The organism is Catellatospora paridis, assembly GCF_009720365.1.
GTDB lineage: Bacteria > Actinomycetota > Actinomycetes > Mycobacteriales > Micromonosporaceae > Catellatospora > Catellatospora paridis.
On the sequence record NZ_ML769316.1, the window covers coordinates 253,142 to 276,723 of the forward strand.

The 23,582-nt window shown below is 70.9% G+C and carries 15 protein-coding genes and 1 pseudogene; 11 read left to right on the forward strand and 5 right to left on the reverse strand.

Annotated features, from left to right (window positions below):
* Positions 1-174 precede the first annotated feature (174 nt).
* Positions 175-1,155, forward strand: a pseudogene (locus F9C41_RS16690) (LLM class flavin-dependent oxidoreductase); the annotation flags it as partial.
* Between the two features lie 65 nt (positions 1,156-1,220).
* Here F9C41_RS16690 and F9C41_RS16695 read toward each other — a convergent pair.
* The 4 genes from F9C41_RS16695 to F9C41_RS16710 form a co-directional block, all read right to left on the reverse strand.
* Positions 1,221-1,796 carry a YceI family protein gene (locus F9C41_RS16695; protein ID WP_155387726.1) on the reverse strand — a complete coding sequence of 192 codons (576 nt, stop codon included), beginning with the start codon at positions 1,794-1,796 and terminating at the stop codon, positions 1,221-1,223.
* A gap of 1,103 nt (positions 1,797-2,899) precedes the next feature.
* Positions 2,900-3,253 carry a hypothetical protein gene (locus F9C41_RS16700; protein WP_155387727.1) on the reverse strand — a complete coding sequence of 118 codons (354 nt, stop codon included), beginning with the start codon at positions 3,251-3,253 and terminating at the stop codon, positions 2,900-2,902.
* Positions 3,254-3,348: 95 nt separating this feature from the next.
* Positions 3,349-4,947, reverse strand: coding sequence for a hypothetical protein (locus F9C41_RS16705; protein ID WP_155387728.1), 1,599 nt, complete (start codon positions 4,945-4,947; stop codon positions 3,349-3,351).
* Positions 4,948-5,336: 389 nt separating this feature from the next.
* Positions 5,337-8,465 (reverse strand): putative bifunctional diguanylate cyclase/phosphodiesterase, encoded by a 3,129-nt coding sequence (locus F9C41_RS16710; protein ID WP_155387729.1) that lies wholly within the window; start codon positions 8,463-8,465, stop codon positions 5,337-5,339.
* 188 nt (positions 8,466-8,653) lie between these two features.
* Here F9C41_RS16710 and F9C41_RS40710 point away from each other — a divergent pair, with 188 nt between their 5' ends.
* The 8 genes from F9C41_RS40710 to F9C41_RS16750 all read left to right on the forward strand — a co-directional run bounded on the left by F9C41_RS40710 (position 8,654) and on the right by F9C41_RS16750 (position 16,080).
* Entirely contained in the window at positions 8,654-8,881 is a 228-nt protein-coding gene (locus F9C41_RS40710) for a hypothetical protein (protein WP_196279806.1), read from the forward strand.
* Entirely contained in the window at positions 8,878-9,657 is a 780-nt protein-coding gene (locus F9C41_RS16720) for a pirin family protein (protein ID WP_155387730.1), read from the forward strand. Before F9C41_RS40710 ends, F9C41_RS16720 begins: the two co-directional genes overlap by 4 nt.
* A 142-nt stretch (positions 9,658-9,799) precedes the next feature.
* Positions 9,800-11,461 carry a malonate decarboxylase subunit alpha gene (mdcA, locus tag F9C41_RS16725; RefSeq protein ID WP_155387731.1) on the forward strand — a complete coding sequence of 554 codons (1,662 nt, stop codon included), beginning with the start codon at positions 9,800-9,802 and terminating at the stop codon, positions 11,459-11,461.
* Between the two features lie 4 nt (positions 11,462-11,465).
* Entirely contained in the window at positions 11,466-12,329 is an 864-nt protein-coding gene (locus F9C41_RS16730; RefSeq protein WP_230689666.1) for a triphosphoribosyl-dephospho-CoA synthase, read from the forward strand.
* A 1-nt stretch (position 12,330) separates the two neighbouring features.
* Complete coding sequence (gene mdcC, locus F9C41_RS16735; protein ID WP_155387733.1) at positions 12,331-12,672, forward strand: malonate decarboxylase acyl carrier protein; 342 nt, start codon at positions 12,331-12,333, stop codon at positions 12,670-12,672.
* Complete coding sequence (gene mdcD / locus F9C41_RS16740; protein ID WP_155387734.1) at positions 12,669-14,480, forward strand: biotin-independent malonate decarboxylase subunit beta; 1,812 nt, start codon at positions 12,669-12,671, stop codon at positions 14,478-14,480. Before mdcC ends, mdcD begins: the two co-directional genes overlap by 4 nt.
* A complete protein-coding gene (locus F9C41_RS16745; RefSeq protein ID WP_155387735.1) occupies positions 14,477-15,136 on the forward strand; it encodes a malonate decarboxylase holo-ACP synthase in 660 nt (219 codons plus the stop codon). Before mdcD ends, F9C41_RS16745 begins: the two co-directional genes overlap by 4 nt.
* Positions 15,133-16,080 (forward strand): ACP S-malonyltransferase, encoded by a 948-nt coding sequence (locus tag F9C41_RS16750; protein ID WP_155387736.1) that lies wholly within the window; start codon positions 15,133-15,135, stop codon positions 16,078-16,080. Before F9C41_RS16745 ends, F9C41_RS16750 begins: the two co-directional genes overlap by 4 nt.
* Before the next feature lie 93 nt (positions 16,081-16,173).
* On the opposite strand, the gene F9C41_RS16755 is transcribed toward F9C41_RS16750, so the two are convergent.
* A complete protein-coding gene (locus F9C41_RS16755) occupies positions 16,174-17,073 on the reverse strand; it encodes an alpha/beta fold hydrolase (protein ID WP_230689668.1) in 900 nt (299 codons plus the stop codon).
* 419 nt (positions 17,074-17,492) lie between these two features.
* On the opposite strand from F9C41_RS16755, the gene F9C41_RS16760 reads away from it, so the two are divergent.
* Positions 17,493-18,911: a cytochrome P450 gene (locus F9C41_RS16760; RefSeq protein ID WP_230689669.1), complete on the forward strand. Its 1,419-nt coding sequence runs from the start codon at positions 17,493-17,495 to the stop codon at positions 18,909-18,911.
* A gap of 207 nt (positions 18,912-19,118) precedes the next feature.
* Positions 19,119-23,339, forward strand: coding sequence for a CHAT domain-containing protein (locus tag F9C41_RS16765; RefSeq protein ID WP_155387737.1), 4,221 nt, complete (start codon positions 19,119-19,121; stop codon positions 23,337-23,339).
* Positions 23,340-23,582: the final 243 nt, after the last annotated feature.

Genomic DNA, 23,582 nt, shown 5'->3' on the forward strand with positions numbered 1-23,582 from the left:
AGGTAGAAAGACACTGTGGGCCTTCGGGAGGGCTTGGCGTAGACAACCAAAGCCATACCCGAAGGCCCCACCCACGTCAGCCCGCCACACCGAAACGGGCTCAGATTCGGCTGCACCTCAACCGGCGACCAACCCGCTGACCTCGCTATTTAACGGGCACTCAGCGACGGCGGCAACAGCGCGCAGGCCCTGGCCGACACCACCGAACTCGCCCGGCACGCCGACGAGCTGGGCTACACCCGCTTCTGGGTCGCCGAACACCACAACATGCCCAGCATCGCCAGCACCAGCCCACCGGTCCTCATCGCCCACCTGACCGCCTCCACCCGCCGCATCCGCATCGGATCCGGCGGCGTGATGCTGCCCAACCATCCCGCACTCGTCGTCGGCGAGCAGTTCGCCATGCTCGAAGCCCTGCACCCCGGTCGCATCGACCTCGGCGTCGGCCGGGCGCCCGGCACCGACCAGCTCACCGCCGCGGCACTGCGCCGACCGCCGGCCGACAGCATCGAAAGCGAGTTCTCCCGACACCTGCTCGACGTCCTCGGCCTGCTCGGCGACCCCCGCACCACCAGCGGCATCTGGCAGCGCGTGCACGCCACCCCGCGCGCCACCGGCAACCCGGCCGTGCTGCTGCTCGGCTCCAGCGAATACAGCGCCCAGCTCGCCGGCAAGCTCGGCCTGCCGTACGCCTTCGCGCACCACTTCGACGCCGGCGACGTCGAGCGGGCCCTGGACCTCTACCGCGGCAGCTTCACCGCCTCGCCCACCCTCGACCGCCCGTACGCCATCGTCACCGCGAGCGCGCTCGCCGCCGACACCGACGAGCAGGCCCGACGGCTGTCCGCGCCGGGCATCGTGATGCGGGTCCTGGCCCGCCAGGGAGTCTTCGCGCCGATGCCCCCACCGGACACCGCCGCGGCTCACCCGCAGGTCGAACCCGCCCGCCGCAGCCGCCCGAACCTGATCACCGGCGAGCCGCAAGCCGTCGCGGACCGGCTGGCGGAACTGGCCGCGCGCACCGGCGCCGACGAGATCATGCTGGACACCGAGACCCACGGGCTGGCCGAACGCAAACGCAGCCTGGAACTGATCGCCACCGCCTGGGGCATGTCCCGGAACGCCGATCTGCCGGTCGCGGCCGGACGCGCCTGATGCACCGGCACGCCTCAGCCGGGCAGCGGCACCATGAGGTGGCGCTGCCCGGCCGACGCGTGCGCTCAGGCCTGCCGGATGGCCTCGCCCTCGATCTCGATCTTCAGTTTGTTGCCCAGCATCAGACCGCCGCCGTCGAGCGTCTTGTTCCAGGTCACATTGAAGTCCTCGCGGTCGATCTCCGTCGTGGCGGAGAACCCGATGAGCTCGCGCCCGAAACTGCGCTCGATGCCGCCGAACTCGACGGCGAGCTCCACCGTCCGGGTGACGTCCTTGATGGTCAGCTCGCCGGTGAGGGTGAACGTGTCGCCGGACACCCCGGACACGCCGGTGCTGCGGAAGCTGATCGTCGGGTACTTCTCGATCTCCAGGAAGTCACCCGAACGCAGGTGGCCGTCGCGGTCGCCGACGCCGGTGTCGATGCTGTCGGTCTTGATGACCGCGGTGACGGTCGTGTCCTGCGGCTCGTCGGCGATGACGATCTCCCCGGATACCTCCCGGAATGCCCCGCGCACCTTGCTGACCACCAGGTGCCGCACCACGAAGCCGACCCGCGTGTGCGCCGGGTCCAGGTGGAAGGTGCCGGGCGCAGGAATGGACAGGCCCTGCCAGGTACGGTCGACCAGCTCGCCAGTGCTCATACTATGACCTTTCCGGATATACAGGTATATGACTGTTCAACTATACGTATCCGGATCAGTGCGTCAAGTGTCCGATCAGGACACTCGGCATCGCAGAAACACCATGGCGACACTAGACCCCTGAAGGGTCGCAATTGCTAACAAAACATTGCAGAGCTGGCGCGCCCGTCACCTGGGCCCGAGCGCACACCGCACCGGGCCCGGCGAGTCGGCGAGTCGGCGACCAACTTCGCGGCCAGCACCCCGAGCAGCGGCGCGAACTTGAAGCCGTGACCGGAGAGCCCGGCCAGCACGGTGACGCGCCGTGCCGGTCCCCTGTGCCATCCGGCGCCTGGCGATGGCCTGATCGAGACCATGATCGCCCATTACCAGCAACGGCTACGCCACCCGTGAGCTACTCGAACACCCAGGCATAACCACCCTGCTCAAGCCCATCGGGCCGCCACCCTCGGCGGGGTCCGCCAAGCGAGCGCACTCGGCAGCGAAGACATCCCCAGGCAGCTACGCGCCGAGATCGAAGCCGCACTCACTGCCGCAAATGACGTCATTACTAAACGGGCCAGACCGGCCGACGGCGGCCATGACAGTCAATGAACTAGTTGCGTTGCCGCTGTGTTGACAGTTCAGCGTGCCTCCCGCCTCGACCGCGTCAAATGCTTTCTGCAGGTAGGCCCAGTCGGTTGCAGGAGGGCAGGATGCCAGCATGTTCAATGAACGGCATCCATAGCTGGTCGGCCAGCGATAGCCAGGCCGGGTGTGCATCTGCGCCCGTGAGGCGAGGGGCAGGACGGCCATCGGAGTACGCCACAACCGTCAGCCGCTCCGAGCACCAGCCGTGATCGGCAACCCCACCATGTGCGCCACTCCCGGGGTACCGCTGGCGTTACCCCGGCGTCGCTGGTCGCGCAGTTTCCCTCCGACACCCGCGATGCGGAGTGGCAGGTCATGAGGCGCCAAGTTCCCGCAGGCGGTGCGCCCCGCCGAGACCGTCGCACGCGCGCAGCGCAGCTTCGACCCCGGTGGGAAGATGAACGGCCGAAAGCGGCACATCGCCCCCGGCTGGCTCAAGCAACCGCTGCCCCACCGGCTGATTTAACGGGCTCCTATTGATCCCGATGGTATTCTTCGCCGTCCGCGATGTCGACGATGCCGCCGTTGCCTTGCACCACCACACCGTTGCCGCTGGCGTGGAACCTTTCGTGCCGCTTCGTGAAGCAGTATCGTCGCGGCGCGGGCGGCTCGACTTGTCTGGTGATGCGAACCGTCTTCCCGTCACCCTGGACCACGTACTTGTTTCCGTGGGCGCCGAAGTCGGATCGGTTCGGCCCGATGGCTCCGCCCTGTCGTTTCGGGTCAGCCTCTCGCCTGTCTGCGCGATAGCCCAGTGCGGCGACGGACAGGCTGAGTGCGGCCAGGGCAAAGCTGCCGATGCTCGCGTACGCCTCCAGCTCGCCCACGGGCTTGCTCGCCAGGAGCGTTCCGGCTGCGCCGAGCACGGCCGCCAGGACGGCAAGAGCGGCCCAGCGCCTCGTCCGGGGTGCTCTCATGCCAGCTACCAGCCGCCGGTCAAGCCGTGTCCGCCGGCCGCGTTCGGCGGTTGCGGGCGCGGGTTCTGCTGTGTCCACGTGGTCATCTCCGTTCGCTCGGGTCGCAGTGGGTCGACTGCGCGGCGCAGTTGCTTGGCATCGAAGCCGGGACGCCGGAGCCGGGTATCGTTCCGCAGCTCGTTGCCGGAACCGACGACGACCAGATCCGCGTCGCTGACCCTGGCGGTGCTGAAGAGCTCGAACAATCGCGCGTCGCCGGCCTCGAACATTCGAGCGCCGCGGATCAGGATGTGGTCATCGGTCTGCCGCAGTACTGTCAGGGTTCGACGCAAGAACGCGGCAGTCGCCTGTCCGGGCTGGTCCTCGAGCAAGGCCTCCCTGAGCAGCCGACATAGATCAGCGTCCCGGATTAGCAGGTCGTGAAGCGGCAGGATGGAGCGTTCCAGCATGACGGTCTGGTCGATGCCCGTTCGGTTGTCGTCTCCCATATGGACGTAGCGGCACCGACGGACGTCCACCTCATGAGTGGCCTTGATCTCACGGTTTGCCTCCGCATCACCGGGATTGCCGAGGTCCGCCGAGGAACGTAGGCTTCGTTGGAAGTATGCGACCGAACCGCCATTGAGGAAATGCGCCATCGCGGCGCCGGCTTCGGCCACCAAGGTGTCGACCGATAGCTCGAACCTTCGGAGCCTGATAACCCTTTTCAGTTGGATCACACCGTGGTCTCCGGCGACGACGGTGCCGGAGCGACGTATCCGGACAAGTTCCGGCGGGAACCACGCAAGGCCGGACACCCGCACGGTCCCGGCCGGACGAGCCACGACAGTCAGCGTGGCCGAGCAAAGACCGTCCTGCTGCGGAGCATCGCTGACCTGCGCAAAGTGGGGAGCTTCCGGCTTCCCAGCCGCGGGGCACAGTTGCGGCACGGCGAAGAAGAGGTCTGTCGTCGCGCGCGGACGGGCTTGGTCATGTGCTGGTCCGATTCCTGCCGTTGACGCAACTCGCGGTGTGGCGACCCAGAGGGTGTCGACGTCGACGAGCGTCGTGACCGGCGGGCGGCCCGACTCCGGCCGCCGCACCGGGCGGTCGGCCGGGCGGGAATCGATTGGCGATAGCGGGTGGTTCGGGAGTCCGGATTGCGGGAATCCGAGCCCGATCTGCCTCTGACGGCTCCACGATGCCCGCCGCCATCGACCCACACGCCAGCGGACATCGAGCCAGAGGCGCCGGTGAAGTCGGAGCCTGTGGACGCTCAAGGCCACCGCGGCGGCGGCCGCGACCGACAGCAAGGGCGTCCAGTACCGGGGGCCGCCGGTCACGGCCAGCCACAGCACGCCCGACGCCGAGGTCGCGACCGCCGCCACACCTCGTCCGATCCGTTTGCGCGGCCTGTCCCAGACGAACGCGAGGACCAGCAGATGCGTCGCGAGGGCAGCCAGCAGAAAGCCGCGCCAGGACACATCAGAGGCGATCCACGCAAGCAGGCAGAGCGCGACAAACGCAGTGGACCATCCTAGGCCCCAGGACATCGCTATCCAGACGATCAACCAGACCGTCCACAGCGTCAGCGCGGCGATCGTGAGACCATCCAGCTCTGCCATGCATCGATGGTAGTGACCGAGGGCCACACGATGATGCTCGTTAACCCGATATCACGCCCTTCGGCATCGCCGGCACCCTTGCGTCGCTAGGTCGACCGCCGTTTGACGGCGGAACATACAGACGACACTGGTTCCGAGTTGCGGGGGCCGCGTAGATGAGGCCATCGTTCACCAACGGCGCCGACGCCTGGCCGACGCGGCGCGCCTGTTCCTGCTACACGAGCGGACGATCGAAGCCTTCCTCGGCAACAACGTCCCGGTCCTAGCGGACGCGCTCTTGAGCCGCATCCTCCGCCGATCAGGAACCACAACGGCGAGGGCTCGAAGTGACCCCCTGCGACCGGGCATAGACCCAGACAGTCACCAGCGCGAGACAACCGGAGTCGGGTTCATCGAGACTGCCAAACCCTGGCATCTTCGACGGTGAGTGGTTTGGAATACAGGTAGCCCTGGCCGTAGCGGCAGCCGGCGGCGCGCAGCAGGTCACGTTCCCGGGGCTGTTCGATGCCTTCGGCGACGACCTCCAGGTCCATGGTCTCGGCCAGTTTGATGATGCCGGCGACGAAGTCGGCCTGCTGGCTCGACGTGGTGATGGTGGAAATGAACACCCTGTCGAGTTTGAGGACGTCCAGTGGCATGTGGCGTAGGTAGTTCAGCGCCGAGTAGCCCGTGCCGAAGTCGTCGATGGCCATGCGCACGCCGGTCCGTCGTAGCTCGCCGAGGTCATGCCAGACCTGTTTGTCGTCGGCGAGCAGCAGGCTCTCGGTGATCTCGAGCATCAGCCGGTCCGCGGGCAGTGCCGCGTCGGCGAGCGCCTGCTGTACGACGTCGGCGAAGCCTTCGGCGTGGAACTGCCGGACGGACACGTTGACGCTGACGTAGGGTGCCGTCTGGGTGTTCGTGTGCCACGTGGCGGCGGTGTCGACGGCCTCCCGCAGCACCCACGTGCCGATCGTGAGGATGGTGTCGGACTCCTCGGCGATGTCGATGAACTCCGCTGGTCCGAGCCGTCCCCGGGTGGGGTGGTTCCACCGCACCAGTGCCTCGAACCCGACGGTGACGGCGTCGGCCAGCCGGACGATGGGCTGGTATTCCAGGAACAGTTGCCCGTCGGTTGCGGCCCGCTCCAGTTCGGAGCGCAACTGCATGCGCTCCACGGCGTGCGCGCCGAGGCTTGCGTCGTAGCGGCACCAGCGGCCCTTGCCATCGGCTTTGGCGGCGTACAGCGCCAGGTCCGCCTGGCGTAGCAGTTCCGTGGCGTTGGCGGCGTCGGCGGTGCAGGACACGCCGATGCTGGCGCGGCCCGACAGCGGCCGACTGTCGAGCGTGAACGGTCGGTCGAGCGCGGCGACGAGGTCCTGTGCGGCTGTTTCGATGCTGCTGATGTCGGGTGCGCTCTCGACGAGGACGGCGAACTCGTCGCCGCCGAGCCGGGCGGGGGTGTCCTGCGGCCGGAGTGTTGCCGACAGGCGTTTTGCCACGTCGCGCAGGAGGCGGTCGCCTGTTTCATGTCCCAGCGTATCGTTGACGATCTTGAAGTCGTCGAGGTCGACGAACAGCACCCCGGCCAGCAGGCCCGAACTGCGGGCTTGCTCGGTCGCCTCCTGCAACCGGGAGCGGAACGCCACCCTGTTGGCCAGGCCGGTCAGTGAATCGTGGTAGGCCAGGTAGGTCAGCCTGCGTTGCAACCGCCGCTGCTCGGTGACGTCGCGCAGGGTGACCACGATGCCGGCGACCGCCGGCTCCTCGCTCAGGTCCTGACATACCGCCTCGACCTGTAAGCGCGCGCCGTCGCCGGCCATGACCCAGTCCGACGGCTGCGGGGTGTCGACGGTGGCGCTGCTGAGCTGATCTCGGACGGTGTCGCGGCTCTCCGGCGCGACCAGGTCGAGCAGGGGCCGGCCGAGCGGCATCCCGTGCCCGAACAGGCGGGCGGCGGACGGGCTGGCGTAACGCACCCGCCAGCTCGCGGGCTCGACGATGAGGATCACGTCCGCGGCGTTCTGTACCAGCGCCCGGAAGTACTGTTCGCTGTCACGTCGGGTGATCTCCGCGGTGAGGGTGAGGCGCTCCAGCGCCTGAGCTGCCGCCGAGGCCAGGGTCTGCATGGGCGCCTGGAGCACTTCGAGCTGCCGTCCGGATGATCGCAGGATCAGCATGCCCAGGTCGGCGTCGCCGAGCCCACCCTCGTCCAGGCGCAGCGAGCACAGCAACGCGGGCATGGCGGACCCGATCAGCGGGTCGACGTCCGCCGGCAGTGCGCCGCTCGCCACGATCGGCACGTCGTGTTGGTGACGCGGGGTGAACATGTCGTGGTGGCCGCCATCGTTGATGATCACCTGGACGGTGTGCGGCGTGTGGCCCGCCGCCAGGCGCTCGACCCCGTCTTGCAGCGCGGCGCGCACCGCGGGCACCTCGCGAGCCGAGGCCAGTCGTACGCTCGCGGCCCGCACGATCTCCGTGCGGTCGGTATGGCGGCGGTGATCGGCAAGGAGCCCGAACAGCCGTATCGCGAACAGCAGCGCGGTGAGACCGGCGGCGAAGGCGATGGCCGACGCGTGCGGCACACGGCCGCGTGCCGCCTCGAACACCAGCAGCGCCTGCGGCAGCAGGCAGGCCGCCAGCAGCGACACCTGCCGGCCGATGCACACCTCGGCGGACACCACGCGGGCCGGTCGGGTGAGGTCTGCCATCGAGGGGTGCAGCGCAGCGGCAGCCCAGCCGCCGTAACACAGCAGCCAGGCGACCCTGGCCGGCCAGCCCGCCTGGCCGTGGCCGTGCAGCTGCTCGGTCCCGTACGCGGTGTCCGCGACGAGCAGCCCGACCGCGCCGACACACAGCAGCACCACCGCGGGGCTGAACCCGTGCACGATGACCAACCGCGCCACGATAGCCAGCACCAGCAGATCCCCGACCGGATAGGCCACGATCAGCACGCGCTGGAGCAGAGACAGCCCCGGGTCGAACAGGTGCGGAGAGATCAGGAAGACCCACGACAGCAGACCCAGCCCACCGAGGATGACCATGGCGTCCGCCGGCAGCAGCGGCACGCGTGTTCGGGCCACGCTGCGCGAGAGCCCGAGCATCCCGGCGACCAGCGGCGGGTACATCCCGAGATAGAAGACATCCGCCACCGACGGGTACGGCCCGCCCACCTCGCCCGCATAGGTGAGGAGGTCGTATATGGCCTCCCCTGCGATCGACAGGAACACCCCGGCGGCGATCAGCAGCCAGGGCCAGGTCCGCGCAGGACGGTTGCGCCGCACCCCGACCACGATCGCCACGACGCTGATCAGACCGATCAAGGTCCAGATGACGTCGGCGACCCGGTCCGGCACCCAGAACACCGCCACCGAGCCGGCCAACCACACCAGCGTGTAGACCACCAGCGGCACGGTCAACACCCGCCTCGCCATCTGCCCAGCCGACCCGCAATCGGATAGGCACCGGCCGCTACCTCGGCAAACACTCAGATGATCATAACTTGTACCTGTCGCCTCGCGGACCACTTCCGTCACGGTCGCGCACGACCCCCGCGACCACGGCGAGCACCCCCATCACCGCGCTGCGGAACACCTGAGTCGTCCAGGTGTCGCTCCAAACTGCATAGGTTTCGGCTAAAAGGTCCGATGTCTCCCGTTTCCTGTTAGCGTGCGATCCGGGCCTCGTGACGCGAGTGTCTTGTAGGCGCGGCCACGGGGGCAGCATGACCGACTTGCGCTATCGGATGATCATGGCTTTGAATGCCATCGACCTGGGCAACCCGCTGTGCGAGCAGGTGGCGTCCGTCTGCGCCGAGATCTCCGAGCAGTACTGCGCCGAGCTGCACATCGCCTCCGAGGTCGAGCAGATCATGCTTTCCCACGATCCGCTCGCAGGCTCCGGCCGCACCCCGGGCGACGGCCCCGGCACCACGGTCCGGATGCCGGCATGAGCGCGGCACGGGCCAGTTTGACGCCGTCGGTGGACGTGCGCCGGGCCGGGGACCGGTTCTGGACCAGGCTCGGCTGGCTGGACTCGAAGCACTCGTTCTCGTTCTCGCGCCACTACGATCCCCAGAACACCCACCACGGGCTCCTGCTGGTCAACAACGACGACGTCGTGCACGCCGGGACCGGCTTCGAGACACACCCCCACGAGGACATGGAGATCGTCACCTGGGTGCTCGCCGGGTCGCTGGTCCACCAGGACTCCACCGGCCACTCGGGGATCATCTATCCGGGCCTGGCGCAGCGGATGAGTGCCGGCACCGGGATCCTGCACTCGGAGAAGAACGACTCATGGCGGCTGGATCACACCACGCCACACCGCGAGCCCGTGCACTTCGTCCAGATGTGGGTGGTGCCCGACGAGGACGGCGTCACCCCTGGTTACGAGCAGCAGGAGATCCCGGACGAACAACTGCGCGCCAACCTGGTGGCGGTGGCGTCGGGCATGGACAAGCACGCCGACAGCGCCGCGATCCGCATCCGCAACCGCCATGCCGCGCTGTACGCGGCACGTCTCGCTCCCGGCGAGAGCGTCCCGTGCCCGCAGGCCCCGTTCGTGCACCTGTTCGTCGCGCGAGGAAAGATCAGCCTGGAAGGCAGCGGCGAGCTGTCCACCGGAGACGCCGTGCGGATGACCGCGACCGGCGGTCAGCAGATCACCGCCGTCGAGGACGCCGAAATCCTGATCTGGGAGATGCACGCCGCAGTGCGAATGGGCTGAACCGCCCGCTCTTCCGACTGCCGTACTGCTGATCTCTTTGCTGCTCATGGTGCCGGCTCCCCCGGATGCTTGGTGCGCACCATGGGAGGTCGATTCCGGCAAGCAACCACGGGGATCCATGCCGGATCGCTAGCGTGATGGTGTGCGGACTGACGGGGCATCGGCCGGTCGGGTCTGGGACAGGCGGCGCACCGACAAGGCCAGGCGCCTGGCCGAGGCGGCCGGGCACGTCGACGGCAAGCTGATCCGGCCCGACGCGCTCGGCCAGGTGCTGGAGGCGGTGATCCGGCCCGGGGACCGGGTGGCGCTGGAGGGCGACAACCAGAAGCAGGCCGACTTCCTGTCCCGCACGCTGGCCTCATGCGATCCGCGCAAGCTGCACGATCTGCACATGCTCATCGGTTCGGTGTCGCGAAGCGAGCACCTGGACCTGTTCGAGCAGGGCATCGCCACCAAGCTGGACCTGGCGTACGCGGGGCCGCAGAGCGTTCGCATCGCCCAGCTCGTCGCCGACGGCACGGTGTCGATCGGCGCCATCCACACCTACGTCGAGCTGTACGCGCGCATGGTGGTCGACCTGCGGCCCGACGTCGCGCTGCTGTGCGCTTCGGCGGCAGACGAGCAGGGCAACCTTTACACCGGCCCGAACACCGAGGACACGCCGATCATCGCCGAGGCCGCGGCGTTCCATGACGGCGTGGTCGTCGTGCAGGCTGACGAGATCGTGAAGGTCGGAAGCCTGCCGCGGGTGGACATCCCCGGCGACTGGGTCGATCTGGTCGTGCAGGCCGACCGGCCGTTCTTCCTCGAGCCGCTGTTCACCCGCGATCCGAAGGCCATCGGCCCGGTGCAGATCCTGCAGGCGATGATCGCCCTGCGTGGCGTCTACGAGCGCCACCAGGTCGTGTCGCTCAACCACGGCGTCGGGTTCAGCACGGCCGCGATCGAACTGATCCTGCCCACCTACGGCGAGCAACTCGGGCTGCGTGGCAAGATCTGCCGGAACTGGACGCTCAACCCGCACCCCACGCTCATCCCGGCTATCGAGTCCGGCTGGGTGGAGACGATTCACAGTTTCGGCGGCGAGTCCGGCATGAACCGGTACGTGGCCGCGCGGCCGGACGTGTTCTTCACCGGCGCGGACGGGTCGCTGCGGTCCAACCGGGTGCTGTGCCAGCTCGCCGGCCAGTACGCGATCGACATGTTCATCGGCTCGACGCTGCAGATGGACGCCGAGGCCAACTCGTCCACCGTGACCGAGGGCCGGCTGTCGGGCTTCGGCGGCGCGCCGAACATGGGCCACGATCCGCACGGGCGGCGCCACTCCTCCCACGCCTGGCTGGATCTGAGTCACGGCGACGGCGCTGACCTGCGGGGCCGCAAACTGGTCGTGCAGATCGTGGAGACGTTCCAGTCCAGTGGCGTGCCCACGTTCGTGGAATCCCTCGACGCCATCGAGGTAGGACGCAGTGCGGGCATGCCCGTACCGCCAGTGATGATCTACGGTGACGACGTCAGTCACGTCGTCACCGAGGAGGGCGTGGCATACCTGTACAAGACCGATTCGCTCGCCGACCGCAGGCAGGCGCTGGCCGCGATCGCCGGGGTCACTGCCCTGGGGCGCTCCGCGGATGCGGACGCGTTGGCGCGGATGCGCCGCGACGGGCTGGTGGCGCTGCCCGCTGATCTCAAGGTCGACCCGACCCTGGCGACGCGGTCGCTGCTGGCCGCACACAGCATCGGTGACCTGGTGGCCTGGTCCGGTGGCCTGTACGAGCCCCCGGCCCGATTCCGGAACTGGTGACACCGTGCTCGCCGTCGGCAGCGCCCGCAGGACACCGGCCGAACTCGCCGAGCTGTTGGGCGCTCTGGCCGGGCAGGCGCTGCACGATGAGGCGACGCTGACGCCCAAACCCGGACTGGTCGACGCCCGCGGCGGCGGCGCACACCACGACATGGACCTGCCTACGCTGCTGGACTCCGCTGCGGCCCTGGTCGCACCGATCGCGGCGTGCGCCGCGGCCGCCACGTGCCTGCCGCTGGGCCGGGACCTACGCGCCGTGATCGGCGTGATCGGCCGTGACGGCGAGCAGCGGATGCTCGCCGCCACCGGTGGCGTCAACACCCACCGCGGCGCGCTGTGGGCACTGGGGCTGCTCGCCGCGGGGATCGCCGCGACGGGCACGGTCGCCGGCGCCCGTGGTTTCGCCGCACGCCTGGCTGCGGTCGCCGACCCGGCGGTCGAAGCTCGGGCGACATCGCACGGTTCACGGGTGCGCCGTGTCTTCGGTGCCACCGGGGCCAGGGGCGAGGCCCGCCGAGGCTTCCCGCACGCCGTCGATGTGGCGCTGCCGATGCTGCACGCCCGCCGCGCGGCACGACGTGATGAGCACACCGCCCGCACCGATGCCCTGCTGGCGTCGATGAGCAGCCTTGAGGACACCTGCCTGCTGCACCGCGCCGGACGACGCGGCCTGCAGGCGGTACGTACCGGCGCGGCTGCGGTGCTGCGGGCGGGCGGCTCGGGCTCCGCCGGCGGCGGTGCGGCACTCGACCGGCTGGACCGGCTCTGCCGGCACCGGCGGCTGTCGCCCGGCGGCAGCGGCGACGCACTCGCGGCAGCGCTGTTCCTCGACGCGGCCGGCCGCCTGCTCACCGAACGGAGCAGCTGACATGCGCACGCTTCAGTTCACCTTCCCGGCCGTGTCGCGGGCAGCCCACCGGGCTCATGTCGGCGTGGTCGGCTCCGGGGACCTGGAGATCCTGTTCGAACCCACCGGCGCCGCCGGGTCGGCCACGGTCAGGGTCCGCACCAGCGTCGAGGGATTCGACGAGGTCTGGCAGGCGACCCTGCAGCGGTTCTTCGCCCGTGTGCCGCTGGAGGGTTCCTGGGAGCTGAACGACGCCGCCGCCACTCCGGCGCTGGTGACCCTGCGCCTGCAGCAGGCGGCCCAAGCTGCCGGCGGCGGCGCGAGCACGCCGTCGGCGCCCACGGGCACCCGGGAGGCGTCATGACGGGCGACAGCGCCACGGTGCCCGCGACCGACACCGCCGCGCTGCTGCTCGGTGCCGGCGTCGACGGCGGCCCCGTCGACTGGACCCGGGTGCTGCGCCGCCGCAGCTTCCTCGAACTCGACGCGCTGGCCAGGGCCGAGGCGCTGCTCGACGGGCCCGGCAGCCGGGTGCTGTGCGGGCCGTTCGATCGTCTGGAGTCGCCCTGGCTCGCACCGCAGGAGGTGACACCGCAGGCCGACGACGGCGTCGTCGTCGCCCGAGGGGTGATCAGCGGCACGGATGCGGTCGTACTGTCCATCGAGCAGGCTTTCCAGGGCGGCGGTGTCGGCGAGGTGTCCGGCGCGAAGATCAGCCAGGCGCTGCGACTGGCCGCCGCCGACAGCAGAGCCGGTCACCCTGTGGCCGCAGTACTACTGCTGGAAACCGGCGGAGTCCGGCTGCAGGAGGCGAACCTTGGGCTCAACGCCGTCGCCGAGATCTGCGCCGCGCTGCTGGAGTTGCGCCCGCTGGCACCGGTGATCGGTGTCGTCGCCGGGTCGGTCGGGTCATTCGGTGGCCTGAGCATCGCCACCGGCCTGTGCACCCACGTCATCGTCACACCGGAGGCCCGGATCGGGCTCAACGGCCCAGCCGTCATCGAGCAGGAAGCCGGCGTCGCCGAGTTCGACTCCACCGACCCGGCCCTGATCTGGGCCGTCGACGGCGGCGAGCAGCGCTACCGCACCGGGCTTGCCGACACGCTGGTCATCGACGACGCCGATGCCGTGCGTGATGCGGTCCGCGGCGCTGTGGCCGCGGGCGTGACCCCACCGGGCCGGCATCGCAGCGAGCGCCTCGACGTGCTCGACACCCGGCTGGCCACCATCGACCCAGCCGACCCTCCCGAGCCCCTGCGGCTGCGGACCCTGTGGGGCCAGGCGTACGAACCGCCGCCCGGCCCGGCCGTCACCTCGCGACGCGGCCGCGACGTGCAGCCCCACGCCGGTGCCACGCAATCGTCGATGGTGCCGGGCGAGCGCGGCCTCGCCTGGACCGTCGCGCTGGCCGGCGCGCCACCTCAGCCGGTGATCCCGTCGGTTTTGCGCGCCGACCGCGACGACACCGTCTTCCTGGCCGTGGTGCCCGATCCGGACAACCACTTCTACCGTGCGCGGCAGGGCCAGGTAGGCCTCACCGAATGCGCCGCGCTGGCCCGCACGCTGCGGGCGATCACCGCCGAGGACCGGCTGCGCGAGCAGCGCCGCCCGATCGTCGCGATCGTGGACCTGCCCAGCCAGGCATACGGGCGCATCGAGGAGATGGCCGGCCTGCACCAGGCGATCGCGGCGGCCGTCGACGCCGCCGACGCGGCCCGGGTCGCCGGGCACCCGCTGGTCACCCTCGTCGTCGGCAAGGCGTTGTCGGGCGGTTTCCTCGCGCACGGACTGCAGGCCGCGCAGATCCTGGCACTCGACGATCCGGGCGTGGAGATCCACGCCATGCACAAGGCCGCCGCCGCACGGATCACCCTGCGCACCGTCGAACAGCTCGACGAGCTCGCCAAGTCGATCCCGCCGCTGTCCTACGACGTGCGGCAATGGGCCACGCTCGGCTTCTGCGACGGCCTGCTCACCGTCGAGAACGCCGACAATCCCACCGACGCCGACGTGCGCACGGTCCTCGCCGCCATCGCCGACGCGGTGACCCGCGCCCGGCCCGGATCCGTCGACCTGTCCAACCGCCTGGACTCCGCGCAGGCGGTAAAGGTCCGGGCCGCCTCTCGCGCCGTGCGTGACGCGCTCGCGGCACAGTGGCCGACCCCGCGATGACCGCCGTACGCCCGCACGACCTGGTCCGACTCGGCGCTCCCGAGGTCCTGCTGACCGGCGACGCACCCGGCTGGGTCGGCGACGCACTCGCCCGTGTGCCGTGGGTCGTGGTCCGCCGCGCCACAGCCACGGCGGGGCTCCTGGCTGTCGGGGTCCGCGGCACCGGCCGGCACCAGCGTCACGCCGCCGAGGCGCCGCCTGCCGCCGTCACCGGTGTCGCCGCGCCGGAGCGGTTGCGGTCCCCACCGCGCCACGGCCCGGCCTGCCGGACGCCGGCCCTGGTCGCGCTGCACGACCTCGGCCCGGCCCTCGACGCACGGAAGCTGGTCTGGGGCCCGGTCGGCAGCGCCGGCTTCGAGCTGGCCACCGGCCAGCCGGCCACCGGCACCGAAAGCGATCTCGACATCATCGTGCGGATGCATGAACTGCCCGATCCAGGCTGGGCCGCCGATCTGCTCACCGGACTCACCGACGCGGCGGCCCGGGTGGACTGCCTGCTGGAGACGCCCGCCGGTGCCGTGGCCCTGGCCGAGCTGGCCGGCGGGCCTGCCCTGCTGGTGCTGCGTACCGCCGACGGCCCCCGGCTCGTCACGCCCGAGCAGGTCCAAGCGATGTGCGCCCGGCGTACCGGCACTGTGGGCGACCACCTCCGATGAGCACCGCGCTGCTGTTTCCCGGTCAAGGCTCGCAACGCCCCGGAATGCTGACGGACCTGCCGGACACCCCGGCCGGCAGGCAGACGTTGCAGCAGGCACGAGAAGTGCTGGCCACACTCGACGGTGTGCCGGAACCGGTCGATGACGCCGCGGCGCTGCAGGCGACCACCAACGCCCAGCTCGCACTACTGATCGCCGGGGTCGTCACGGCCCGCGCGCTGATCGACGACCACGGGCTGCGCGTGGCAGCGGTGGCGGGGCATTCCGTGGGTGCGTTCGCGGCCGCGGTCACCGCCGGGGTCCTCGGCCTCGACGACGCGCTGCGCGCTGTCGCGGTCCGCGGCCGGGAGATGGAACGCGCCTGCGCGGGCGAGGACTGGGGCATGGCAGCGCTGACCGGACTGGGCGAGAGCGCCGCGCGCGCCCTCGTCGACGCGGTGGCGACCCGGGACGCGCCGCTGTGGCTGGCCAACCTCAATGCCGCCGACCAGGTCGTGGTCAGCGGCACGCGGCAGGCCTTGGACCGGCTCGCGGTGCAGGCCCCGGCGGCCGGCGCGCGCGATCTGCGACTGTTGGCGGTGTCGGTGGCCTCGCACTGCCCGCTGCAAGCCACGACCGCACAGGCGGTCGCGCGAGCCCTGACCCGCGTCACCCCGGGCACGCAGCGATGCGTCTATTTCGCCGACACCACCGGCCGGCAGCTGGCCGCCGCGCCCGCACTGGTGCTCGACGACCTGGCCGCAGCGGTGGCGCAGCCGGTCCGCTGGTACGACATCATCCGTCTGATGCCCGAGGTCGGGGTGACCGCCACGGTCGAGGTGCCGCCGGGCCACGTGCTGTCCGCCATCAACGCCCGCCAGAACCCTGCGATGACCACCGTCGCCGTCGACGAGGTCGGCATCGCCGCGGCACTGCGCCGTATCGACCGCGCGAGCATGACGTAGACGCGGCGGCGAACCGACCTGCACTGGCGGCTGCCGTTCACGGCGTCCGGCGGCCCGAGTGCGGTGAGCCGGGCCGCCGGACGCCACCGCTGTTCAGTTGCCGGCGCACACGGCCCGGGCCGCGGCGAGGATCTGGTCGGTGACCGCGTCAGGGTGGGAGATCAGCGTCAGGTGTGATCCGCCGGGAACCACTTTGACCTGCGAATTCGCGCGTTTTGCCATGGCCGTCTGCGACTCCGGTGTGATGATCTTGTCGTCGCCGCCGATGACGTACCACGACGGGATCGTCATCCAGGCCGCCTGCGCGCTCGGGGTCGAGAATGCCGTCCTGGTCGCGGGACGCTGACTCGCCCAGAGCACCTCGACCAGCTGTTCGGGCAGGTCAGGGGCGAACGACTCCACGAAGACGTCCTCCAGCAGGTACAGGTCGGCGTCGCCCTCGGGCGCGTTCGGGTACGGGACCGCGTCGAACAGCGTGTCCGGATCGGCGTTCAGGACCGAAGTCTGCCCGCTGGTCTGCGCGCTGGTCTCGCCCACCGCAGGTGCGCTGGCGTCGACGTACACCAGCTGCTTGACGGCATCGATGCCGGCGGCCGCGTTGCTGATCACCGATCCGCCATAGGAGTGCCCGACGAGCACGATCGGACCGGACAGAGTCTTGAGGAAGTCCGCGACCGAAGCGGCGTCACCGGTGAGTCCGCGCAACGGGTTGGCGACGGCCCGGGCCACGTACCCGGCATTCTGCAGTCTCTGCACCTCGCCGCTCCAGCTGGAGGCGTCGGCGAACGCGCCGTGGACCAGCACCACCGTCGGCTTGACGCAGTCAGCCCCGGCGGGCATCGGACCGCCGCCGTCCGAGCGTGACGGCCAGACGCGAAGGCCGGAAGCGGATGCCTGCGCCGGAGCGCCGCCCAGCCCGGTGACGGCCACCGCCACCGCAGTCAGCGCGGCAAGCCAACTGCTGCGGCTACCGCCGATCGAAACCATCTTCATCGGACCCCGTTTCGTAAGTGGCACAGCCCCGTCCGCAGCGGACCGCGACCAACCCGGACGGCTGCCATGACCGAATGGTGATTCCGAATGCAGACTAACCAGCAGCAATCGGCGCCGGATGGTTAATCGACTGCGACAGCGGAGCACCACGTCGCAGGTGCGCCGGCGGGCTGCCCCATCCGACTTCTCCGACATTTCCCCAGCTCCCCGGCATATGCTGTTTCGCGGTGGTTGCCTGCGTGTCGCCGCGGCCCTGGCCGGCGGGGTTGCCGCCAACCGCGCGACCCTGGCCCGGCCCGTCGGAAGGGGGTGCCGGGATGGCTGGTCGGTCAGCGGGCAGCGGTGCGGAGCCCGCAGCGCGGTCTCTAGCACAGCCGGACGCGCCCGCCACGAATGTGCCGTGTTCGGCGGCGCCTCCTGTGGGGCTCCTGCCGGCGGACTTCGAGGCCGACTACGTCGGCGGGGCTGTCGCACCGTTCCTGTTGAGCAGCGAGTTCGCCGGGGAGACGCCCATGCTCCCCATGATCGATCTCGCGTTGACCAAAGAGAACGCCCTGGCGAGCCATCTCTGGGGCCTGCTGTACGACGGCTGGACGCCCGACTCCGACCGGGCGGGCGTCTCGGTCTTCACCCAGGGCTACGAGAAGCGCGGCCCGCACAACGCCCGCAAAAAGATCTTCATGTCGGCGACCACACCGGACCTGATCGACACCCGATACCGCGACAGACTCCGGCGCTTCCACGAGCTGCTGCTCGCCGGCGAGCAAGCCGGCGAGCCCCTGATGCGCCGCTTCCTCGACCTGTACTACGAGCTCTTCTGGGATCTGCACGTCGGCGCGACCGGCGAGCCGCTGCCCGCCGAGGTCCGCCGGTTCACCGCGGACTTCACCACGGTGCTGGGCTTCTGGTTCCCGACCTCGGAGACCGTGCACCGGGCGTACATGCGCGCACGCGCCGACCGGGCCGCACTCATGGCCTGGCTGGACGCCCGCGTCCAGGCTCTCATCGACGGCACCGCGCCCGACCCCGAGAACACCATCGTTTACTACTGGCTGAAGAACGGCGAGCTGGGCGAGAACTTCAGCCGCGACGACCTCCTGATCGAGTGCCTGCACGATCTGATGGCATTCCCCCAGTGGGCGACGATGGTGCACCACGTGGCGAGCAGACTGGAGCCGGCGCACGGAGACGCCGACGTGCGGTCCTGGTTCGACAGGACCATGCGGGCAGGGCCGGACGAGCCCGACGGCGGCCCGTTCACTCCCCTGGACCGGCTGGTGATGGAGCTGTTTCGGACGATATCCCCGAACCCGGGGAGCCTGTCGACGCTGCGGCGCAAGCAGGCGCTGCTCGGCGGGGGTTTCACCGGTGTCGTGACGCCGCATGTCGCGGCGAACACCGATCCCCGGAACTGGGCCAACCCGGCGGAGTTCGATCCCGACCGCTACCGGACGGCCCCGACGAGTGCGGACACCGACGACGCGAGGTGCCGGCAGGCCGGGCTGGCGCGCTGCCCGTTCCCGAGGGAGGCGTTCGCCGTCCGGGACGGCCGCGCGGTGCGGTTGGTCAACTCCGGGTACGGGGCGGTCTACAGCGAGGTCGACGGGACGCCGCATCCGGTGTGCGACACGGCGGGCTATGCGGCGTTCGGGTTCGGCTACCGGCGTTGTCCCGCCGAGCATCTGTCGGTCGAGTTCGTCAAGGAGTTCCTGCGCAAGGTCTGGCAGGACGGGATCTCGTTCGTGCGCCTCGACGTCGAGGCTCCCGAGCGGGTGCCCGTGAACCCGGGGACGGTCGCCGACGACATCAGCTTCCGCCTGCCAGCCGGGCCTAGCTGACCAGCCCGCGCCACGATCGGGGGCGGCAGCGGCCGGTGCGGCCGTGGTCGCCACACTGGCCGCGGCGGCACTGTCCCATGGCGGACCTGCGGCGTGCGGGCAGTTCGACCACCGGTGGAGACCGCTTCACCTTCGGCACATACATTTCCGGCATCACCAGTTCCGGGCGGGCCCGCACCCGCACGGAGGGATATCGGGAGTTTTGTCATGAGTTCCACCAGCCTGGGCGGCGGCACCATCCCGCCAATCGTCCACGAGTCCACTGTCGACAGGGTGCAGGCCGGTCACGTCGTCGTCTCGTACGCCCCTGACGACGAGGGGCATGTCGAAGCCGTCCGGGACCTGTGGATCCTGCTGCGAGCGGCAGGCGTCGACGCGAGGCTGGCAACCACATCGGTCGGCTCGCCCGCCGAGGTGCGGCTTGCCGCCGCCGTCGTCGTGGTCGGCTCGCCGCTCTACCGGGAGGTCGCCGCCGCGGAGCCGGTCGGAGGACACACGCAGCTGTGGCAGGCGGCCCGGTCGATCGAGGACCTGGCCGGCGGTGACGAGAAGTCCGCCGCCGCCGTACTGCCGGTGGTGCTGCCCGGCGGCACGGTGGGCCACCTGCCGGCGTTCCTGTCCGCGCACACCGCTCCCCTGTTCCGGCTGCGCACGCTGAGCCGGCGCGGCGTCGCGACCCTGGTCGCCGCACTTCACGAGCGCTGCGGCTCGGCGGATCCGACACCGCGCCACGAGCTGCGCCTGGCCGTGAGCGTGGCGGACGGCAGGGTCCGCTGCGCCACGACGCTGTCCGGGACGCTGCTGTGCGAGCGGGACGAGTTGCTGCCGTTCGGCCGGGACGAGGTCTGGTCGCTACTGGACCTGCCCGACGCGCAGACGCGGCTGGCGCGGCTGGGTCAGCGGCTGTCCGAGGCGCTGTTCGACGCCGACTGCCTCGACCAGCTCACCACCCTGGTCACGAAGTCCGCCGAGGGCACCGTCGTCGACGTCGTCATCGAGGCCGACGGTGCGGCGCACGAGCTTCCGTTCGAGCTGATCCAGCTCACCGACCAGCAGGTCCTGGCCACCGTCGACGGCGTACGCCTGACCCGGACCGTCACCGGCGTGCCGGCCCGGGCCCTTGCCCCGTCGCCGGGTCCACTGAAGATCCTCGTCGCGGTCGGGGCACCGGAGGTCACCGAGAACCCGGCGCTGGACGTGGAGGCCGAGATGCAGGCCATCGTCGGCGTCGTCGGTGGACTGGGCCGGGCCGAGGTGACGATCCTGGAGACGGCAGGCCCGCAGGAGATCGCCGAGGCGTTGCGTCGCGACGCGTACCACGTGTTGCACCTGTCGGCGCACGGATCTCCATACGGGGTGGAGCTGGAGGACCGGGACGGCAACGCGGTCGACGTGCAGGCCGAGGACCTGGTGCGGGCGCTGCGCCGCGGCGGCCGGGCGCTGCCGCTGATCGTGCTGTCCAGCTGCGGGGGCGCGTCGGATGCGGACGCGGGCCTGGCGGTGACCCTGCTCCGGCACGGCGCCGAGCGGGTCATCGCGATGCAGACCACGGTCACCGACGTGTACGCGACCGGGCTGATCACCCGCGTCTACCGTTCGCTCGCCGAGCAGAACACCTCGGTCGCCGAGGCGCTGGCCGAGGCGAGGTCGGCGCTGTTCGACGACGCGCAGGGCAACCGGACGCTGCAGCGGCCCGAGTCTGCGGTGGCGGCGCTGTTCGCGGCCGGGGACGGCCCGCTGTGGGACACCGCGGCGGCGCCTGACCCCTTGAGCAACCCGACGGAGCTGCCTGGCGGCGTGGACGTGCGCGACCTGTCGCTGGGCGAGCTGGTCGGCCGGCGCGCACTGCTGCGCACCGTGTCGCGGGTGCTGCGCGACGAGGTCCCGTCCGGCGGCAGGTCACCGCTGGTCAACGGCGTGATGCTGACCGGCGCGGCCGGGATCGGCAAGACCGCCCTGGCCGGCCGGGTGGTCAACCGGTTGCGGGACGACGTCGACGACCCGTGGGCGATCGTCGTGCAGGAGGGCCTGTGGAATCCGGAGCAGCTCATCGCCGACCTCGCCGCAGCCGGAACCGACGTCGACGGCCACGGCGACCAGGCCCACGCCCTGGCGGCGATCACGGCCGCGCTGCGTACGCGGCGGCTGCTGATCGTGTTCGACGACTTCGAGCAGAACCTCACCACGGGCGGCGCAGGCTTCGCCGACCCCGGGTTCGAGCAGGTCTTCACGGCGCTGTGCGAGGCTGCGGAGCGCGGCAAGATCCTGGTGGCGAGCCGCTACCCGGTGCCGGTCGAGGTGCCGCTGCTGCGGGCCGAGGTGCCGCCGCTGGGCGACGCCGAGCTGCGCCGGATGCTGCTGCGGCTGCCCGCGCTGCGCGAGCTGTCCCCCGACGACCGCGAGACGGTGCTGCAGGTCGCGGGTGGGCATCCGCGGCTGCTGGAGTTCGTCGACGCGCTGCTGCGCGGCAGCGCCCGGGCCCGGCTGCCCGAGGTCACCGAACGGCTGCGCAGGCTGGCCAGGCAGGAGCGGGTGCCACTCGCCCGCTCCGCCGGCGCCGCCGAGGCGACCCGGCAGGCGGTGGCTCTGGCGGCCCGCGACATGCTCCTCGACGACCTGCTGGGCCTGCTGTCCGAGGTGGAACGGGAGACGCTGCTGCAGGCCGCGGTGTGCCGGGTGGCGCTGTCGCCGGGCGACCTCGCGTTCGCGGTGCGGGGCCGGGAGGCGTCCGATGAGGAGCACGCCGAGACAGCGGAAGACGTCTCCCGGCTGCGGGACCTCACCCTGGTCACCGGCAGCGAAGCTGTCGCCGTGGAGCCGTGGCTGCGGGAGGCCCTGACACCGTTGCAGGGCGTTCAGCGCCTCGACCGGCATGAGCGGGCCGCGGCCACATGCCGCCGCATCGCGGCCGAGGGCCGGGCCGACTTCACGACCCTCACCGAGGCCGTACGCCATCTCGCGTCCGCCGGCCGGTTCGACGAGCTGGCGGAGTTCGCCGATGCGACGCTGCCCAGCCTGGGCGGGCAACTCACCGTCGCGGCGTTCCTCGGCGACGTCACCCCGGCCCTGCCCGACGGCCACGCCGCATACCCGGCGCTGCTCAGCCGAGAACGGGACGCGCTGGAAGCCACCGGCGCCACCACCGCGGCCGCGGCCAAGGGCGAGGAACTGGTCGCACGGGCAGCCCAGGCGGTCGAGGCCGCACCGCAGGACCCGGCGGCCCTGCTCGGGCTCAGCGCGGCGCTGGACGGGCAGGCGCGGCTCCTGCACCGGCTCGGCGACACCTCTCAGGCGCGGACCTACTACGAGCAGGCCCTCGCCATAGATCTCGGGCTGTCCCAAGCCGAGCCGGACGACGTGCCGTACCAGCGCAACCTGGCCCTGAGCTTGGAGAAGGTCGCACGGCTGGCCCTGGACAGCGCCGACACCGGTGCGGCACTGGACGCGGCTCGCCAGGCCCTGCAGATCCGGCAGCGCCTGGCCGACGCCGAACCCGGCGAGCCGGCGCTGCAGCGCGACCTCAGCGCGTCCCTGGACACCACCGCCGCAGGCCGGCGCGCCGCGGGCGACACCGCCGGAGCCCGGGGCCTGGTCGAGCAGGCCATGCAGATCCGGCGGCAGTTGGTGGAGGCCGACGAGGGCAACGCGGTCCTGCTCGACGACCTGCTCGACAGCCTCGGCGACCTCGCCGACCTCCTCGGATTCTCCGGCCCGGACACCGAACTGGCCCGGCAGCTGACCACGGAGGCCGCGTCGGTCGCGGCCGCGCTCGTCGAGGCTGACCCGAGCAGCGTCGGATTCCGGCGCAAGCTGCTCGCCTCCCACTGGCGGCTGGGTGCCATGGACGTCGCCGCCGCGGACCTGTCCTGCGCGCATGAGCATTTCGTGAGCGCACTGGCGCTGGCCCAGCAACTGGCCGACACGGACACGGACAGCATCGACGCGCAGCGCGACCTGGGCACGGCGTGGCGGCGCATGGCCGACTACGCCCTCGCGAACGGCCGGCCGGAGGAAGTCCGCGGCCACCTCGAACGGGTCCTCGAGGTCGCGCAGGGCCTGGTCCACCGGCTGCCGCGGCACCGCCGGCTACACCATGACCTGGCCGAATCCTGCCTGCGCCTGGCCGACTGGATGCGCGACATGGGCGACGCGGTGACAGCCCGCACACTGTTCCGGCAGGCCCTGGCCAGCCGCCGGCGCCAGGCCGTGCTCGACCCCGGCGGCACCGAGGCCCTGCTGGGCCAGGCCGAGGTGCACGGGCGCCTGGCGGAGCTGGCGCAGACGGTCGGGCATCCCGGCCGGGCACGAAAGCATTGGCAAGACGCGCTCACGCTCGCCGAACAGGCCCACCTGGTGGCGCCGACGGATGCCGGGCAGGAGCAGGTGACGCTTTATCAGGAGCGGCTCGACGCGATGCCGGTGCGTTGATCGGACGGGCTGCCCGCCGGAGGCGGACCGAACGCGGGCAGCCCGCACCGAGTTCGGGCCATGCGCCCGTCGGCGCAGTCCGGTCCGTTAAGGCCGATCGGCTTTCACGACGAGGACGACAGGAACCTCCTACGAGCTGACGGGCATGGCGTAGATCGGGAAGCAGCCCCGCCGTCGGGTACCGCGACGCTGCGGCTCCTGCCAGGCACCGCCACCAAGCGCTGACGTCGGTCACCGGGAACA